The organism is Fictibacillus nanhaiensis (genome assembly GCF_049537595.1).
GTDB lineage: Bacteria > Bacillota > Bacilli > Bacillales > Fictibacillaceae > Fictibacillus > Fictibacillus nanhaiensis_F.
In genome coordinates, this window is the sequence record NZ_JBMULM010000006.1 from 94,960 (window position 1) to 111,078 (window position 16,119).

Sequence of the window (16,119 nt, forward strand, 5' to 3'; positions counted from 1 at the left end):
TCCTACTCAAGGTGTAAATGAATTTACTTAATCTCCTTCAGTAAAATTACTTATTCTCTTTAATAAATTTATTAATATAATGGTTCATCTCACTATAATTGGTCCAATGTAAATAATGATGTCCTTCTAAAGGTATGATCTCATTTTTTAAAACATCTCTTAATTGATCTTGAAAAAAAGTAATGGTAGATTTACCGTTTTCTTTAGGCTTCTCAATTTTTTTAACAAAGACCATTACAGGAAGTTTACTTGGAAATTTCATCTCTTTCGTTTTTCTGATGTTCTTATCTATTTCATTGGTTTCATTCACAACATTTTTGTTATACCCTTTCCAACTCGTGATCATTTTGGTCTTTTTCAAGTTATTAGTAGAATAAGTTCCTTTTTTGGATATCGGCAGGATGCTTTCTGGCGCTATGTAGGTTGCTAGTCGTGCAATTCCCGTAGGTGCTACAAAACTAAGATATTCCGGCATTTTAGGAGCGGGTTCGTTAAAGTATCCTAAGGCTTGCGGTAAAGTAAAATCGATACCGATAACCGCTTTGATTTCTTCGGGATATCTATTTGCGTAGTACATGCTGTATATACCCGAAACGGAATGAGGCATTAATATGTATGGTCCTTTGATATGAGATTTTTTTAATGCTGTCCTTAATTCCTCCACAATGTTTTCCACTGTTCGTTCCTTATCTGTTATATCACTCCAACCATAGCCAAAAGGCTCAACAACTACGACTTTATTGCTCTTTGCCAACTCGTCTATCATAGGCATAAAATCCAACACAGGAGCTGCTGTACCTAGCCCTGTTAACAAAAGGATGGTGTTTTCACCTTTTCCCTTAGTATAAACATGCATACGTTTGTCATCGACTTCTACCCGTTCTCCGATAGCTGGATAGGTTCTTTGTTCATACACTGTCAGACTCTGATGGAGTACAAACCAACCGATGAGGATGCTTACAAGTACTAATAACAGATTGCGCACGACTCTCCAAAATTTCAGCTTTTTCTCCACTCTCATTTGTGTCCACTTCTTTCATCCTATAATTAAAATGCTCTTACTGATTATAGAAATGAAATGGTCATTCGTCCTGCACTTTACCTAACAATCCATCCTAATATATTACATTTTTGTCACATGACGGTCATCTGTATTTAATTCTTGTGTGAATGAAGTCAGACAAATATATTTTTCACCAAAATAAGTAGAAAAAAAGACAGCATTAAAGGCTGCCAAACGTTTATTTACTATGTGATGGTGTTACTATCAATAATTGAGATATGTAACTCTTTAAATCAAAATCGTTGGTCTTCACATACTCACTTAACTTCACAGTCGTCTTTTGCATTTTAGATCCTCCTAAAATGATTGTATTACGATTAGTATTACCAAACTCTCAATCTCTTAAACTCAAACTAGTGTTTGCTCAAAGAATGTAGAGTTAGGAACAATCAAAGAAAACCAAACTTAGTACTCTATACATTAAAGTACGCTCTTAGGAATTCATGAAAAGTTAACCACGACGGTGTCAACTCTCCCTTTTGCAGCCTTTCATCTCCACCCTCAAAATTAACGGTATAAACATAATCGGTAAGCGTATCAAGTACAAGTGTTGCGTTTCCTGACATCTCGCATAGAACTAAATATTGATTATGGAAATTGTATTCGTTACGCGAAATGAGGGTGTACGATTCAATATCTGTGATATCTAATAATTCAAAAGGTACATGCTCTTCCCAAAACGGTCCTTCATATATGTTGTAAAAGGCGGTAAACGTATCTGATGGTTTTACTCCAAGAGAAGTTAAACAATTCTTCACTTGCTCTTTATCCGCTCGTTTATAGATATCCTCTTTTAAACTATCTTCTAGAAGATGAAGCAATCTCATACATACCACCTCGTTAAAAATTTGAATAGATTGACTTTTTAACGTCATATTCCACCATTCTTTATTTTCGTTTATAATCAACTTTTAAGATTTTAGTAAAGGAATAGATGATTAGATGTATACGTGTGAACAATTGCTAGAAGAAATCACTAGGATCCGGGAAGACCTGCTAAACCTCCCTTATGATATCGAGTGTTTATCCAGTCATGAACTGGTATCGAAGAGTCAAGAATTAGATCGACTGATCTCACTCTATCAATCGAAGAAATATGAATCTTAAGTTGACGTGACAGTACGATAATAACAAATTTCACAATCTAATCTACGCAAGTCATTTAAACATTTGTTTGAATCCGCTTACAAATTACCGAATATATCTAACTTTTTTAATCCCATATACGTTCTCGTGCCACATCCGCTGTTCTTAAGTAATCCAGCAGCTGACCCGTATGAACCGATTCATGATAAGCGATTCTCAAGATCATATCCCCTAGACCTCGTATATATCCTGATTCAGAACGATCAATCCTTATCTCAGATAAGTCTTTTTCAGAAAAGGACTGGATGGTATGTATAAATTCATCTCGATAAGTTTCCGCAAAATCCAATTCACTCATCACAGTGGTATAGGGTCTGTTTTCAAAAGGAGAGTCAAAGCTATCTAAACTTCCTCTGTTTTGAATAGCCAAGTGATAATAATGCTCACTTTCCAACACATGTCGGACCATCTCTAAACAACTCATCGCTTCCGCGTCTGGCTTCCAATGAAGCTTATCTTGAGGAATTGACGTCCAGACTTTAATGCTTCGTCTTCTTACTTCGTTCAAATTTAAGATCAGTAAATCTATTGAGTTCATAAATGTTTTACCTCCGATAATCAATATCATGATTATACCGTCTAATTGTATCTTTTGCTGTTAATAAATCAGGGCTTTTTCATTATGTTTGTAAGACCTCGTATACTCTCCCAGAGGATAATAACAGATACACTACAGTTTATGTACTATCGCTAAATCTTCTGTACATCCAATTCGAATTAACAAAAACGAACCCCCTCACAACAAATGTTGAAAGGGGTGGTCTACTTCATGTTTGCTCTTTAAGCATTTCTTTTTATTCTTCTTAATTACGAATAAGTCGATATGTCTCTACCATTAGATACAGCTATTGAAGAAGTACGCTTTTATCGAAATAGCATCGCCGATATAATCAAAGATGAAGCCATCTCACAGAAATTTTCACTTGATTTATTTTATGAGGTGTTGACTCATTTTGATTCAGTCGTCGACCGTGCTGTTCATTGGTTGAGTCTCTCTTACAACCGTATGTACACTCTACGTATTGGAGCTGCAGAGGCTACAGCCTTAGAACTTTCCATCCCTGTAATTAAAATCACAGAGACGATTGGCGTCATTCCTCTCGTAGGTGATTTAGATACGAAAAGAGCGAATGAACTTATGGATAAAGCACTCACTTTAAGTATGAAGTATGATCTTGAACACGTAATCATGGATTTATCCGGTGTACCGGTTATTGATACGATGGTTGTCGACCAAATTTTCAAAGTGATTGAAGCTTTAAGATTGATAGGGATAACGGTTTATTTATCGTGTATTCGTTCTAACGATTGCTGAAACGATAGTACAGTTAGGAATAAATTTTAAAGACTTGTCTACTTATTCAAGTCTTCACCATGCTTTTCGCTCTATTCAATGATATAAGTTAGGCAGCATATATCTGTGTATGCTGCCTATTTTAATCTAGTTTAAAACTGGCTTTATTATTGACCCATCCTCATAATATTGTTCATGTTAGACCATAAAACCAAGAAGTAATTCATTTTGTAATATAAAAAAACGTTAAATATATTTCAATTTGAACTTCAGTTTGAGTGATATCATAAAAAAAGAACCTAACTTACTAAAGTCAGGTTCTCCTATTGCTATTGAGCATGCTTAAGTTGTACTTCAAGAACTTTTTTCAAATGCTGTATTTGGGTAATTATTTCCTGTTTCAAACTTGAACTGTTACATGACATATATATCTTGATTAATTGATCTAATTCCCTCTGAAACAGGATGACCTCATAATCTTTAAGCATATCTTGTCACCTTCAAAATCATTTTTATAGTATAATACCCCTCAAAAATAAAATAAAACCTTGTTATTTTACTGTATTCTCCCAAACATCAACTAATAAAGCTTAATATTTATATTGAGAAATTCAAGAAAAATGACTATGCGATTTGTAATCAAGTATTTTTAGAAATGACTAAATTTGTAGCAATTAAGAACCAGTTCCAAGTTTTTAGATCAAAAATGATATATACGTATATGTTAAAATTACCCTGGTTAGATGATTACGAGTTATAAAAGTAAACAATATTTAGCGAACATAATGATAACTCTATATAGAGTATATATTTTTTGCGCGTCTTGATATGAATTTGTAAGATGATGAACTACAGTTTATTGTAATCCATATATATAAGGTTTATAATGGACCTAGATAGAACATAGTATAAAAAGGGAGCATCGGCCACCAACCGATACCCCCATAACAGCTATTCTGCAAGAAGTGCAGTGGCTTTAAGTAAATAGAGATACAAAAAAGTAACCTATCACCAGCGGCCAGCAGGGTGGGTTACTTTTTTGTCGTAACCGCGATTACTGCAACGATCAGTGTTGCAAAAGAGATCATGAGTGTTAGTGCATCAGAAACAGTAACCATCAGCGACACCCCCTTTCTTACCGGGGATTGCCACTGCCCACCCTGCATATGTAGCTGTTCCCTACATTATATCATAGAGAAGTCCTCCCTTTTGTTTCAAATTCATTGTCACACCTCCCTTTTTCTTTACCATTTCATATATCACCTGATATACAACAACATATATGTGGTTATATACATATAAGTATATATTAAAGATGATAATATTATTGACTTACATATATTAAACAGAATGTTATTTAATTTCAGAAATATTTTATTACAGTTTATAACTTAATAAATCCGTTCTTCACACCGATAGGATAGTTGTACATATGGTAATTCCAACTCCCCAGCTGGAATCCACATAAAAAAGAGAATAAGGCAAACCCGCCGAAAGACGGGGACGCAAAGCCTACAGATCTAAAGCAGAAGTGCTAAGATGGCTGGGTTGCACAACGTTTTAAAACGTCCTATTTTGTGCTACTCAATAGGTCGTTTTTTTATGAACAAAGGAGATACATCCATGAAAAAAATTGCAGACGTTCTTGTGATGAACTTAAAAAACTTAGGAGTTGAACATACATTTGGTATTCCTGGTAAAGCCGTCGTACCGATTCTACTGGAACTTGATCGACAAAAAATCCCTTTCAATCTAACTAGACATGAGGGTGGAGCTGGATACATCGCTTCTGGTTACTCTCTCATGAATAAGACGATCGGTGTTGCTATCGGAACTTCTGGACCCGGTGGGACCAATCTGTTAACAGCTGCTGCACAAGCGAAAGCGTGGCATCTACCAGTGTTGTTCTTAACTGGACAACCTTCTTCTAAAGACATCGGAAGACCATTCGGACAGGACTCCACTTCCTTTGGTACCGATCTAGTAAAGATGTTTGAACCCGTCACAAAGTTCAGCGCAAGAGTCGACCGTGCGGAATCGTTTCAGAGCTACTTTACACATGCGATCGAAAAAGCTCTTCATGGCGTAAAAGGACCTGTTCACCTCTCCATTCCGATGGATGTCTTGTTAGAAGAGATAGAACCTTTCGTCTTGCAACCGAAAGAAGCTCCACAGATGGTTGCGACGATAGAGTCGCTTCAAGATGCTCTAACAAGTATTCAACAGTCAGAACGTCCGGTGATGATATTAGGAAAAGGTGTACACGCTTCACATGCATACGAAGAAGTCATACGGTTGGCAGAAGCTTTCAGCATCCCTGTGATGACGACACCAGGTGGAAAAGGCACGTTCCCGACCACCCATGAACTCTCTTTAGATGGGTTCGGACTTGGAGGATCAGATCGGTCGGCAGACTATCTAACTCAGAAAAGTGATCTTGTGATCGTGATCGGTTCTAAGTTATCAGACATGTCGATCGTCGGTCTGGATCCTTCTCGTTATCCAGAGACCATTATCCATTTTGACTATGATCATACGTTCATCGGAAAATCGATTCCAGCTAAAACGCATCATATCCTCGGAGATGCGGCAAGTAACGTGAGAAGTTTGTTGAGTGTATGGAACGGAGAAAATACTCGTCCACGGCCTCAGATTCTTCAAGAGACAAGCGTTGAAGAAGGAGAAACGACCGATAGGATGTTATCAAAAGACATCATCTTAACACTAAGAGAATCTTTACCTAGTGAGACGGTATTCTTTGGTGATGATGGTAGCCATTCATTTTATGCGATCAAGCACCTCTCTCTTCCCGTTCCTGGTTCATTTTATTTTGATGATGTGTTTGGAGCGATGGGACATGCAATCGGCTACAGTATCGGAGGGAAAGTGAGTAGACCGGATCAACCGATCGTCTGTCTAGCGGGCGATGGTTGCTTCTTCATGCATGGTAATGAGATATCTACAGCCGTTGATCTTGGAGCGGCAACACTGTTTGTGATCTTCAACAACGGTCGATTAGACATGGTTGATAAAGGGATGTCTAAGAATGTGGGTAAAGCGGTAGGGACACGTTTTAAACAAGAGCTGGATGTAGAGAAGTTCAGTGAAGCCATGGGCGCCCGCGCCTTTAAGTGTTGGACACTAGAAGAGTTAAGAACAGCTGTAAAAAGTGGACTGAACCATCAAGAAGGCCCGACCGTGATTGAAGTCATGGTAAACCAAGAAGAGATCCCACCTACTTTACAAAGAGGGTAAACCGAGGAGGTGAAGGAAGTGTCAACACAAACAGAAGAGATGAAAAGTCTTGAGAACCTTTCTGGTAAGAAGGGTGTATCGATCATGAAAGATCTAAAAGAGGTTTTCCCTGACCTTGGTGATCTTGCCACAAAGCTTCATAAAGAGTTATATGAACGCGACGTACTCAATCTGAAGCAGCAAGAAATCGTCACCCTATCGATCCTGATCGCTCAAGGAAACACAGAATCTGCACTTAAATTTCATATCAATGCAGCTCTGCATGCAGGGCTATCGAAAGAAGAAATCTTTGAGATCATACTTCACGCGGCACCGTATACAGGTTTTCCGCGAGCGATCAACGCGGTTTATGCTGCACATGAGATCTTTGTTGAGAACGGATTAGTAGAATAAAACAAAAATTGGAGGAATGTAAGATGAACGCAACTAAAGCGGTAACAAAGATACATAGTGGAGTTTTTTATTGGAGAGCTACGACTACGATGATCACGATCGAAGAAGCAAAAGAGATCTCTGAAAGAGTTAAGAAAGAAGTAAGCAGCCCTAGCATCAAGTTCTTTATCGTGGACAACCGAGAACTTAACGGACCTTATAAACCAGATGTACAACAGGTTTGGTCTGATTTGATGGACGTTGTCGCTCAAAACGTTGAGAAGAACGTTGTGATATGTAAAGATATCATCCAACAGATGCAGATCAACCGCATCTCGAAGAACACAGGAACAACTGATAAAGTTAAAGCCTTTATGGATGAGAAAGAAGCACTCGCATTCATCAACCTTACATCTTTCCCGTTCTAAATACTATTTGCCCTCCTACTCATGTAGGAGGGCTTTTTTTAAAAAGGATAGAACGAAGTTCGCTCTTTCCTCTTCATATGTTTTACAGATAGCCCTTTTCTTTTAAGCTTGTATATTCAGCGTGCGCGTTCACGATCAAATGATCTAGTACTTCGATGCCAAGCACTTTTCCCGCTTCGATCAAACGTCTTGTGACTTCGATGTCTTCTCTTGACGGTGTCGTGTCTCCTGATGGGTGTTGATGAGACACGATGATCGACATCGCATTGTTCAAAATGGATGACTTGAACACCTCACGAGGATGAACGATGCTTGCAGCAAGTGATCCTACATGACAGCGATGGACCGCAACGATTCGGTTCTTTGTGTTGAGACACATCACGAGAAACACTTCTCTGTCTTCGTCTCCGATGATTTCTGCTGCGACTACAGCCGCATCGATGGGTGAGCGGACGATGTGTTTCTCACTTCCCTCGACCTCTTTGATCACTTGTTTGATCTGTTGAATTTCATACATTTTCTCCATAGCTTTAACAGCTCCTCTCTTTGTTTGAAGAAGCGTTAAAGTTTTTACGAAAAGAGAGTCAAGGGACTCTGAAGTTTGTGCAAGTTTTTATGAAGAAAAAAGTTCACAAAGTTTGCTTGAAGTGAAACGGAAAGCATCCCTTTACTTCTCTTATGAGTGAAGACTTACAATGAGGAGAACAAAGAGGAAAAGATGGGCTCTTACTTGGAACCCTCTTCTTAAACAACCGTTTAACTATAAAAAGGGGAATGCTTTCCTCCCCTCACATTGCTTTTATGACTTGTGTTTACTCTAGAACAAAAAAACCCGCGCGCTGTACCCCGGGGTGGTGTTTGTAAGAAAAGTATATCAAAAATCATTGAATACTAGAGTCAAATCTTTCGGTAATGACCCACTTTTTATTTTTAAATAAAGCTCTAAAATGTTCTTGGGTTTTCAAACATTCACCATGCACACTAGTTCCATATATTCCCGTAACAGTAGGGAGACGTGCAGAAGAACTACTTTCGTCCGAGTTCCCTACTGCAGAGATAGTGGTGTACTGATAAATGCATTGATTTTCACTTGATAATAAGTTTATGTTTTTTTGATTTCCTGATATTTGTAACCAAACATCGCACTAGGAAAAGCATCCAGCCAAATATCACATATGACCATGCTCTTTTGAACGACCTTTGTTCTTCATACAACATCCATTTTACTTGATAATAAGGGATAACGAGAAATACGAACCCCGCTATAGGAAAATAAAACACAGACATTAACAAAACGCCTGCCATATTAACACTGGTTGTGGGAGCATCCCCACCGCCAGCACAAAGAAGTAAAAATGCGAAAAAGTATACAAACCAAATGAAAAAAAAGAATCTTCTTATTTCATCCGAACGCTTTGTTAGAAAGACGACAACTGCGATCAGGAATCCTACACTTACTATGTATACCCAAAGATTCATAATGAGGCTTGCAACTATTACAGAAAACATTAGAAAAATACTCAAAACTGGAGTGTGAGGTTTTATAAAAAGTTTATAACGTGAATCATTTCTATATACTCTATTACATGTAGTCAGCTTAATTCAGATACTATCCTTGCCGATATACTTTTTCGTACTCAGCAAACCCAGCTCGATTACCTTTATAAATGCAAAACAAAACCTAATGGGGAGAATACGCTCTCCCCCTCTCATGATCATGATTCACCCCCATCGGGGTCAGTGAAATTGCAAACAAACACGTTTGTTCACGAATTATCACTGAGTATCTTCAATATCATCTTCTATTATTTGCTTTAGGATTTTATTTTTCAGTTGTTCTAAGTAAGAGAGTGTCGTGTCTTTCTTATTTAACAACTTGATGAAGTTTCTAATATACTCGTTTTCGTATTCTTCAAATGCTTCTTTGGCTAACTTTTCAGCATCGTGAACCAACTTAGACAGATAACGTTTTACATACAATCTGGAAAGATCATGTTCTCCTGCTTTGAGATGAAGATAGTTAATTACGTCCCCTCCCACTAAACAGACACAATGAGTATCTTTTACGATGGGATGACTCTGTATGTAAGACTCATGTTGAAAGGAAATAGCATGATATTGACCATGAATGAGAAATAATCCATGCAACAGCTCACGATCGTTATTTAAAACCGCTTTGAAAACGTGTGAGATATACCTCTCTTCTCCTCTAGTACGTTTCTTCATCTTTCCTAGCCTCGACTCTACTATAAGTTCAAAATCATGTTTATTTATAAAGAAAACTGGATCGTTAACTCTGAAAATCATCCATAGACCTTGTGACTCTTCAATAGGTGCAATATTTTTTGGTGGCTCGACTTGTTGCCTTCTTCTGTCGCAATAACGGTCATAGACGTGGGATCATCCTGGAGGTCTTTATCTGCATTGTTACTACTTCTGTGATTTATCACTCCACTCTATTATCGACCTTTATTAGAAGGTGTTTAAGTAAGGACTGTTGAAGGAGAAAGAATAATATCAACTAACATTGACAATTCCCTTTTAATATTAAAAAAAGAAAATATTTACGACCAAAAAGAACATACGTTCCTATATAATATGTAGCAAAGGAGGTATTTAATTTGATACGTGATCGAGTAAATATCAAGTGGACGAGTTTGATGCTACCGGAACATGTGAAAGAGCTCAGAAGATACATACACGAAGAATTTTTACGACGTGCCAGAGCCCACTCTAGATGAGCAACAGATGGAAGAAATGAACGAAGTGATGTTAGAGTCTATGGAATACCATATACCACTCATGTTTACGATCTATAAGAATAAACGGTTGATCTCCCTATCTGGTTATATTCATTATATGGATACTTATAATAAGCAGCTTCGTATACTGGACATGAATGATAACGTAGAGTTTGTATCTTTTTCTGAAGTGAAATGCTTAGATAAAGTAGAAGAGCCGATCTAAGAATATCTTTTACTAAGACACAAATGAGGCATCCTTGAGGGAACAGATCAAGGTTGCCTCAAAAAGCTATCAAATAAGAATAATATCCTATACAATTCACTAAAACTCTCGCATTTATCATCATCTTCATGAGAACATATCTATCAATAGATAGACTTTAACGTCTTTAATCGCATGCTACCAGCAAGTGAAGAAGAATACACAAGAATATAACACATAGTATATTTCATTATTAACCCTGATTTTAATATTGAATTATAAAACAATGTTATTTTTATTTGATGTGCATTTTTTCAGTTCTTTCAAGAGCACTCTAACCCCTTCGGGACTTAAAACAATCTTGCCATTGGCAAACTCCAGATTTCCTTCTCTTACTTGTCCTGTGATCAAACATGGTCTAATAGCATGAAATTTCTTTAGTATAACAAAGTCATCTTCTAGGAATATCTCTATATCATCATACATCTCAATGTTCATTTCTCTTCTAAGCTTAACAGAAATCCCGATTCTTCCTAATCTATCTACTTTTCGTAACATGTCTGTATGTTCCACTTAAAATAAACACCTCCACCACTATTTATCTAAGCTATATATCGGAATATTATTGTGTAATTACATATCTTACTCAAAAACTCCTTCTCTTGAAATACCTTTTAATACAGCAAGGACCCACAAGAATCCTTGCTGCATCTATCATTAATAACGATGTTCGTTATCAGGACGGTTCTCTCTGGCGCTAAGCACCGCATGAATCTTCATGTCTTCTATATCGAGTCTATCCATCTCTGTTTCTATCTTCTCTCTTTCTGATCCCTCTAACTCCCACATCAACCCTAGAAGTTTAGTGAGCTTTCGAGCAATCTCTTTGCTTCTTTGAAGTAAGATCTCATCATTTAGATGCTGATAATCTTCTAGTTTCACTTCATGGATTCTCAATTTCATTTCGATCTCTCCCTTCTTTGATGAGAAAGAGAAAATCATGGCACGTAAAGAGGTGTCAAGGGACAAGAAGTTTGTGTAAATTTTGGCTTTATAAAAGTTCACAAATTTTGCTTAAAAGCGGTTAGCGAGAAGCATCCCTTTACACGTCTTATGAGAGAATGATTAGACTAAAGAGAAAGAAGAAAGAGAGAAAATAAAAAAAGCTTGTGGACCTATTTAGGTCTACAAGCTTTTATCATTATTCAATGATGTCTTCCGATTGTCTTGTCGTTTCTTCCATCAGTTGTGCGATCGACCGGTTATCAGTTGTTAGTGTTTCCACCGTAGCAGCCATCTCTTCTAGAGTAGCAGTTGACTGTTCGATTACCGCCGCAAGTTCACTCGTCGACCCTTCTACACCGATCGTTTGATTTCTTACACCCTCCGCAACGTTAATAAGCGTATGAACATGATGGTTCATCTTTTGAAAAACAACTCTTGTATCTGTGAAAGCTTCCGTAACTTCTAAGGAAGAACGTTGTCCTTGTGTAAGGAACGATACGCTCATATCCATACCTTCAAGCGCTTTCGTGTTGTTCCGATTCAATCGTTCTAAGTTATGGTTAATCTTATCCGTTGTCTTACTGCTCATCTCTGCGAGTTTACGGATTTCGTCTGCGACGACCGCAAATCCTCTTCCTGCCTCTCCCGCTCTAGCTGCTTCAATCGAAGCGTTAAGAGCAAGTAGGTTCGTTTGATCCGTGATCTCTTTGATCGTACCCGTAAAGCTGTTCGTCTCTTGAATCGTGTGTGTGAGTTCTTTGAACGTTTCGTTCATCTGAATGATGATGTCGTTCAGACTCTGTAACTCTTGGTTCATGTGATTCATTTTCTGATACCCTTCATCCACTACGACTGAAGCGTTCAATGACTCTTCCTTCAACTCTGAAGAGACCGTGTATAACTGTTCCATCGCTTCAAGGGTGTGCTGAGCGTTTCCTGATATATCACCGATCTGTTCGGATTGAGAAAGACTACCCGCCGATACCTCATTGATCGCAACCGTCATCTCTTCTTGTGAAGCAAGGCTATTCTGAACCTGTTGGTTTACTCTCACTAGGTTACCGATGATCCCCTTCACCCTCGTTTCCAAGAAGTCTTTTTGTTCTTCTTGTTTCTTAGCGTGCTCTTCCGTCACTAGCATGAAGCTTTCTAACTGCTCATATTGACGTTTGACTAGATGGATGATGACAAAAAGGATAATGCTCATCAAGACAAACGCGATCATAGATGCAGTCATGAACTGTTGATCTTCCTTTGTTAGATCTGTTAGTGCTCTTGTAATGAAAAGTGAAGTCAATCCCAGCGTGAACCCGATCAAGAAAACGATGAGATTAAAATGCATAGCAGAGATCAGTAATAAGACGAATAATACTGGAACGATCTCTTTCGTAGCTCCTAATATAAAGATCGAAGACATACTGAACCCATAGATCAAAAAAATGCTCAACACAGGAAACAGATGATAGCGTTTAAAGATAAATGTAATGGATAAAAATAATGCCGAAAATGCAAGAATCTCTGATCCATAAAAGACAGTACGACTATAATCTGCGTAAACGATGGTTTTCCCCGCCGCCGCAAGGATAGAAATCGTAAATGTAACAAACAACAAGATGTTCTTCTTCTTGATATCACTTAACTTGAGTTGCTCTATAGAACTCATAATCTTTCCCTCTTCCACTATAATGTGCATGCGATTTTATATCGACGGAGATGAAGGAAAATTTATAGAAAATAAAAGCCACTTTAAAATATTTTAACGTTACGCTTATGTCGAACAATATATATATACCACTCACAGAAAGCGACAAGATTCTCATAAACGTTTATGTTATTTTTATCTAGCAAGTAATGGTAGATTTCATCTACCAACCATACATATAAAGGAGAAATGTTTATGAAGAAGTTGACAGTACTCTCGATGTGTTCAGCTTTATCTCTCTCACTCTTAGCAGGTGTTGGTTCTCCTGCTAAAGCAGAAGAAAACCATTCTTATTATCTTTTAGCTTATAAAGGCAAAGTCCCCTCAGATGTTGAAGCGAAAGTAAAACTTGCAGGTGGCTCGATCGAACGTGTGATTGAAGAGATCGGTGTAGTAGAGGTAACGTCTTCTGACCCTGATTTCTTAACAGATATAAAGAAAGATACGAATCTATCAGCAGCCGATAAGGAGCTGTCCGTTTATTTAGAAGATGATGTGAACCCGGCAGACGGCCTCCCTATCACTTCTATCCCTCAACCGGACTGGAACAACCCAAACCAAAACTATTATGATTACCAATGGGATGTGAAAAGGATCACAAACAATTTTAAGTCTCATGATCTTAACCCTGGGAACCACGATACAGTCGTCGGTGTGATCGATACGGGACTAGATTTTAATCACCCAGACTTAAAAGCGAACGCTGACCTCGCTGGCAGTAAAACGTTCGTTCCAGGCACGACAGATGCATGGGATAAGAACGGTCACGGAACACATGTGGCAGGTTCAATTGCCGCAAACGGTAAAGTTCTCGGAGTCGGTCCTGAACTTAAAGTACGAGCTTACCGAGTATTCGGAGCAACGGGTGGAGCTCAACAATCGTGGATCACAGATGCGATCGTCGCTGCTGCGAACGATGGAGTAGAAGTCATCAACATGAGTATCGGTGGCTGGCGCTGGATGGCGCATAACTTAGGAGAAAAAGGAGATTCCGCTTCGATGGTCGCGTACCAACGTGCGGTTCAATATGCTACACAAAAAGGAGTTACTGTTGTCGTATCTGCAGGAAACGATTCGCGTAACCTAAACAGTCTTCATGATATGCAAGCGTATTGGAAAGAAACGTACGGACTAGATATTAAAGGACCTTCACGTGTCGTTCCAGCACAGATCCCAGGTGTTGTAACCGTATCTTCTTCGAATAAATGGTCGACAGACTCAATCGCGTTCTATTCGAACTATGGTAGTTCAATAGATGTTGCAGGACCTGGTGGGGACAACGGCCCTCTTTATGATAGCTTGTATCGTCAGGACCCTAAAGGAAACTATTTGAACAAACGTGATTTTCTGTACCGTACGTTATCCACATGGCCGACTTATCTTGCACCGAATCCAACGAGTAACTTAAAGGGATACGCGTTGTTACACGGCACGAGTATGGCAGCACCAAAAGTAGCGGGGATTGCGGCAGTCATTAAAGCAGAGCACCCTGAGTACTCTCCTGCTCAAGTACAAGCTGCACTCAAACAGACCGCTGTAGACCTTGGTAAGAACGGACAAGATCCTCTTTATGGATCTGGCGAAGCGAATATCTATAATGCTCTAACACGTTAATAAAGCTTTTAATTAAGCGATTAATTGTAGGGGAAAATATCCATAGATTAAAAGATGTTAAAAGACCAGACTTAAGAGTCTGGTCTTTTTTAGGTGCGTTACACCTTTATAATGAAATAAATTGCACCTACTTTTTTATAGTTTATGCAAGTTCTAACTCTATTATAGTATTTGTTTTACTCATTTAAAAGTAAGCGAGAATCAAGAACCACGCTAACCTTTTTACTTTTGAATTCTCTTCGATACGGTGAAAACATTACATAGACTCTTGCAATGTATTCCATAAGAACTCTCCAAAATCTTTCGCTACAACTTCAAAACTCTGTTCATCCATTGCTAGCCCACTAACATATAAGACTACTTGCGCTCCATCACCTTCTGAATCCTTAACGTTTGAACAATCTAAACAATAATATTCATTATCATATCCTGTAGAATAAACACAGATTAAAGAGTTCGGTAACCCTTCCTCTTCTCTTAACTTTTTGGTGATCCAAGGCATACTAGGTATTCCGCTCTCTTCAAGCCCAAGCCCAAAAATCTCTTCGCCAAAGATATCTCCTGCTCCATATCGTTTCAAGAAGAATCTATAGCTCTTAGGAAAAATCACTTTCAAATCAGTTTCAGCTGCAACGATCATCTCTTCTTCAATTTCTCCTATAAAATCCCCTTCATCTGCATGGTTCTCTATGATGTCAAAAGCTTGATGCACTTTCATTTGTTCGTCTCTCCCTCTATAAATGACAGATTTCTGAATCTTAAAGTATATATTTGGAATAACGTTTATAGTATTTAAACATTTTTCTCTCAATGATATAAGAACATATTTCAAAGCTTTTCGAGCGAAAATACTAAAGAGCTAAAGTTTGTCTCAAATCCATAATCGTTGCATTGATAAACTAAAACACCATTTTCTTCTTGGATTAACATCCCTGAAGAATAGCTTTGAGATTCTTTTCCATCGCCTTCATCCCATATGTTGTAGATATGTAAGTTTCCATCATCTGTATAACATTGAATCTGTATTTCCTTAGGAGCTGTATCTTCCCATAGATTTACACTCTTATAGATCTCACTTCCGAGTGAAGGTATACTCATTCCTTTATCCGTTTTCAGCCATATTCCCTGTCTGTTTTTTGACTGATTAGAAAGAAATTTAATCTTGATGATCTGTTCATGAGTTATTCTTTGAATATCCCATAAAACAACATGATTCATACCTCTTTCTAGAAAAGCCTTGTTATAGATAACATCTTTTCCTATACTCACAATCTCCTCACCTCTTCCTACGTCT

Annotated in this window: 16 protein-coding genes, 2 pseudogenes and 1 riboswitch; of the genes and pseudogenes, 7 read left to right on the plus strand and 11 right to left on the minus strand. The window is 38.0% G+C overall.

What is annotated here, in order from left to right:
• Nucleotides 1-46: 46 nt before the first annotated feature.
• Together ACOZ9X_RS19295 and ACOZ9X_RS19300 are read right to left on the minus strand one after the other, a co-directional pair.
• Entirely contained in the window at nucleotides 47-1,021 is a 975-nt protein-coding gene (locus ACOZ9X_RS19295; protein WP_423419600.1) for an alpha/beta fold hydrolase, read from the minus strand.
• A 455-nt stretch (nucleotides 1,022-1,476) separates the two neighbouring features.
• Complete coding sequence (locus tag ACOZ9X_RS19300; protein ID WP_423419601.1) at nucleotides 1,477-1,890, minus strand: SMI1/KNR4 family protein; 414 nt, start codon at nucleotides 1,888-1,890, stop codon at nucleotides 1,477-1,479.
• A 115-nt stretch (nucleotides 1,891-2,005) separates the two neighbouring features.
• Between ACOZ9X_RS19300 and ACOZ9X_RS19305 the strand changes: the two genes are divergently transcribed.
• Nucleotides 2,006-2,170, plus strand: coding sequence for a Spo0E family sporulation regulatory protein-aspartic acid phosphatase (locus tag ACOZ9X_RS19305; RefSeq protein WP_423419602.1), 165 nt, complete (start codon nucleotides 2,006-2,008; stop codon nucleotides 2,168-2,170).
• Between the two features lie 106 nt (nucleotides 2,171-2,276).
• Here ACOZ9X_RS19305 and ACOZ9X_RS19310 read toward each other — a convergent pair whose 3' ends face one another.
• Complete coding sequence (locus ACOZ9X_RS19310) at nucleotides 2,277-2,747, minus strand: DinB family protein (protein WP_423419603.1); 471 nt, start codon at nucleotides 2,745-2,747, stop codon at nucleotides 2,277-2,279.
• Nucleotides 2,748-3,032: 285 nt separating this feature from the next.
• Here ACOZ9X_RS19310 and ACOZ9X_RS19315 point away from each other — a divergent pair, with 285 nt between their 5' ends.
• On the plus strand, nucleotides 3,033-3,524 hold the full coding sequence (locus tag ACOZ9X_RS19315) for an STAS domain-containing protein (protein ID WP_423419604.1): 492 nt from the start codon (nucleotides 3,033-3,035) through the stop codon (nucleotides 3,522-3,524).
• 1,010 nt (nucleotides 3,525-4,534) lie between these two features.
• Here the strand turns inward: ACOZ9X_RS19315 and ACOZ9X_RS19320 are convergent.
• Complete coding sequence (locus tag ACOZ9X_RS19320; protein WP_423419605.1) at nucleotides 4,535-4,669, minus strand: putative holin-like toxin; 135 nt, start codon at nucleotides 4,667-4,669, stop codon at nucleotides 4,535-4,537.
• 304 nt (nucleotides 4,670-4,973) lie between these two features.
• A riboswitch (cyclic di-GMP riboswitch) is annotated at nucleotides 4,974-5,059 on the plus strand.
• Nucleotides 5,060-5,126: 67 nt separating this feature from the next.
• Here ACOZ9X_RS19320 and ACOZ9X_RS19325 point away from each other — a divergent pair.
• Genes ACOZ9X_RS19325 through ACOZ9X_RS19335 form a run of 3 tightly spaced genes read left to right on the plus strand, consistent with a single transcriptional unit; the run spans nucleotide 5,127 to nucleotide 7,558 of the window.
• On the plus strand, nucleotides 5,127-6,758 hold the full coding sequence (locus ACOZ9X_RS19325; RefSeq protein WP_423419606.1) for a thiamine pyrophosphate-binding protein: 1,632 nt from the start codon (nucleotides 5,127-5,129) through the stop codon (nucleotides 6,756-6,758).
• A gap of 18 nt (nucleotides 6,759-6,776) precedes the next feature.
• Nucleotides 6,777-7,151: a carboxymuconolactone decarboxylase family protein gene (locus ACOZ9X_RS19330; RefSeq protein ID WP_423419607.1), complete on the plus strand. Its 375-nt coding sequence runs from the start codon at nucleotides 6,777-6,779 to the stop codon at nucleotides 7,149-7,151.
• Between the two features lie 23 nt (nucleotides 7,152-7,174).
• A complete protein-coding gene (locus tag ACOZ9X_RS19335) occupies nucleotides 7,175-7,558 on the plus strand; it encodes a hypothetical protein (RefSeq protein ID WP_423419608.1) in 384 nt (127 codons plus the stop codon).
• Nucleotides 7,559-7,640: 82 nt separating this feature from the next.
• Here the strand turns inward: ACOZ9X_RS19335 and radC are convergent.
• Nucleotides 7,641-8,102 (minus strand): annotated as a pseudogene (radC, locus tag ACOZ9X_RS19340) (RadC family protein); the annotation flags it as partial.
• Nucleotides 8,103-9,334: 1,232 nt separating this feature from the next.
• Nucleotides 9,335-9,784 carry a hypothetical protein gene (locus tag ACOZ9X_RS19345; RefSeq protein WP_423419609.1) on the minus strand — a complete coding sequence of 150 codons (450 nt, stop codon included), beginning with the start codon at nucleotides 9,782-9,784 and terminating at the stop codon, nucleotides 9,335-9,337.
• 483 nt (nucleotides 9,785-10,267) lie between these two features.
• Here ACOZ9X_RS19345 and ACOZ9X_RS19350 point away from each other — a divergent pair.
• A pseudogene (locus ACOZ9X_RS19350) lies at nucleotides 10,268-10,525 on the plus strand (YolD-like family protein); the annotation flags it as partial.
• Nucleotides 10,526-10,780: 255 nt separating this feature from the next.
• Here ACOZ9X_RS19350 and ACOZ9X_RS19355 read toward each other — a convergent pair.
• From ACOZ9X_RS19355 to ACOZ9X_RS19365, 3 genes are all read right to left on the minus strand, one after another.
• A complete protein-coding gene (locus tag ACOZ9X_RS19355) occupies nucleotides 10,781-11,077 on the minus strand; it encodes an AbrB/MazE/SpoVT family DNA-binding domain-containing protein (RefSeq protein WP_423419610.1) in 297 nt (98 codons plus the stop codon).
• A 144-nt stretch (nucleotides 11,078-11,221) separates the two neighbouring features.
• Nucleotides 11,222-11,467 carry a hypothetical protein gene (locus ACOZ9X_RS19360; protein ID WP_423419611.1) on the minus strand — a complete coding sequence of 82 codons (246 nt, stop codon included), beginning with the start codon at nucleotides 11,465-11,467 and terminating at the stop codon, nucleotides 11,222-11,224.
• Between the two features lie 238 nt (nucleotides 11,468-11,705).
• The gene (locus tag ACOZ9X_RS19365) at nucleotides 11,706-13,172 is read right to left on the minus strand and encodes a methyl-accepting chemotaxis protein (protein WP_423419612.1); all 1,467 of its coding nucleotides are present in this window, start codon (nucleotides 13,170-13,172) and stop codon (nucleotides 11,706-11,708) included.
• A gap of 234 nt (nucleotides 13,173-13,406) precedes the next feature.
• On the opposite strand from ACOZ9X_RS19365, the gene ACOZ9X_RS19370 reads away from it, so the two are divergent.
• Nucleotides 13,407-14,825: a S8 family serine peptidase gene (locus tag ACOZ9X_RS19370; RefSeq protein ID WP_423419613.1), complete on the plus strand. Its 1,419-nt coding sequence runs from the start codon at nucleotides 13,407-13,409 to the stop codon at nucleotides 14,823-14,825.
• A gap of 256 nt (nucleotides 14,826-15,081) precedes the next feature.
• Here the strand turns inward: ACOZ9X_RS19370 and ACOZ9X_RS19375 are convergent, their stop codons facing one another.
• The gene (locus tag ACOZ9X_RS19375; protein ID WP_423419614.1) at nucleotides 15,082-15,543 is read right to left on the minus strand and encodes an SMI1/KNR4 family protein; all 462 of its coding nucleotides are present in this window, start codon (nucleotides 15,541-15,543) and stop codon (nucleotides 15,082-15,084) included.
• A 110-nt stretch (nucleotides 15,544-15,653) separates the two neighbouring features.
• Nucleotides 15,654-16,094: a hypothetical protein gene (locus ACOZ9X_RS19380; RefSeq protein WP_423419615.1), complete on the minus strand. Its 441-nt coding sequence runs from the start codon at nucleotides 16,092-16,094 to the stop codon at nucleotides 15,654-15,656.
• Between the last annotated feature and the right edge of the window lie 25 nt (nucleotides 16,095-16,119).

Bases quoted from the DNA above. Each gene is read 5' to 3' on its own strand.
- ACOZ9X_RS19295 (WP_423419600.1), bottom strand. From the start codon at position 1,021: ATGAGAGTGGAGAAAAAGCTGAAATTTTGGAGAGTCGTGCGCAATCTG.
- ACOZ9X_RS19300 (WP_423419601.1), bottom strand. From the start codon at position 1,890: ATGAGATTGCTTCATCTTCTAGAAGATAGTTTAAAAGAGGATATCTAT.
- ACOZ9X_RS19305 (WP_423419602.1), top strand. From the start codon at position 2,006: ATGTATACGTGTGAACAATTGCTAGAAGAAATCACTAGGATCCGGGAA.
- ACOZ9X_RS19310 (WP_423419603.1), bottom strand. From the start codon at position 2,747: ATGAACTCAATAGATTTACTGATCTTAAATTTGAACGAAGTAAGAAGA.
- ACOZ9X_RS19315 (WP_423419604.1), top strand. From the start codon at position 3,033: ATGTCTCTACCATTAGATACAGCTATTGAAGAAGTACGCTTTTATCGA.
- ACOZ9X_RS19320 (WP_423419605.1), bottom strand. From the start codon at position 4,669: ATGCAGGGTGGGCAGTGGCAATCCCCGGTAAGAAAGGGGGTGTCGCTG.
- ACOZ9X_RS19325 (WP_423419606.1), top strand. From the start codon at position 5,127: ATGAAAAAAATTGCAGACGTTCTTGTGATGAACTTAAAAAACTTAGGA.
- ACOZ9X_RS19335 (WP_423419608.1), top strand. From the start codon at position 7,175: ATGAACGCAACTAAAGCGGTAACAAAGATACATAGTGGAGTTTTTTAT.
- ACOZ9X_RS19345 (WP_423419609.1), bottom strand. From the start codon at position 9,784: ATGAAGAAACGTACTAGAGGAGAAGAGAGGTATATCTCACACGTTTTC.
- ACOZ9X_RS19360 (WP_423419611.1), bottom strand. From the start codon at position 11,467: ATGAAATTGAGAATCCATGAAGTGAAACTAGAAGATTATCAGCATCTA.
- ACOZ9X_RS19365 (WP_423419612.1), bottom strand. From the start codon at position 13,172: ATGAGTTCTATAGAGCAACTCAAGTTAAGTGATATCAAGAAGAAGAAC.
- ACOZ9X_RS19370 (WP_423419613.1), top strand. From the start codon at position 13,407: ATGAAGAAGTTGACAGTACTCTCGATGTGTTCAGCTTTATCTCTCTCA.
- ACOZ9X_RS19375 (WP_423419614.1), bottom strand. From the start codon at position 15,543: ATGAAAGTGCATCAAGCTTTTGACATCATAGAGAACCATGCAGATGAA.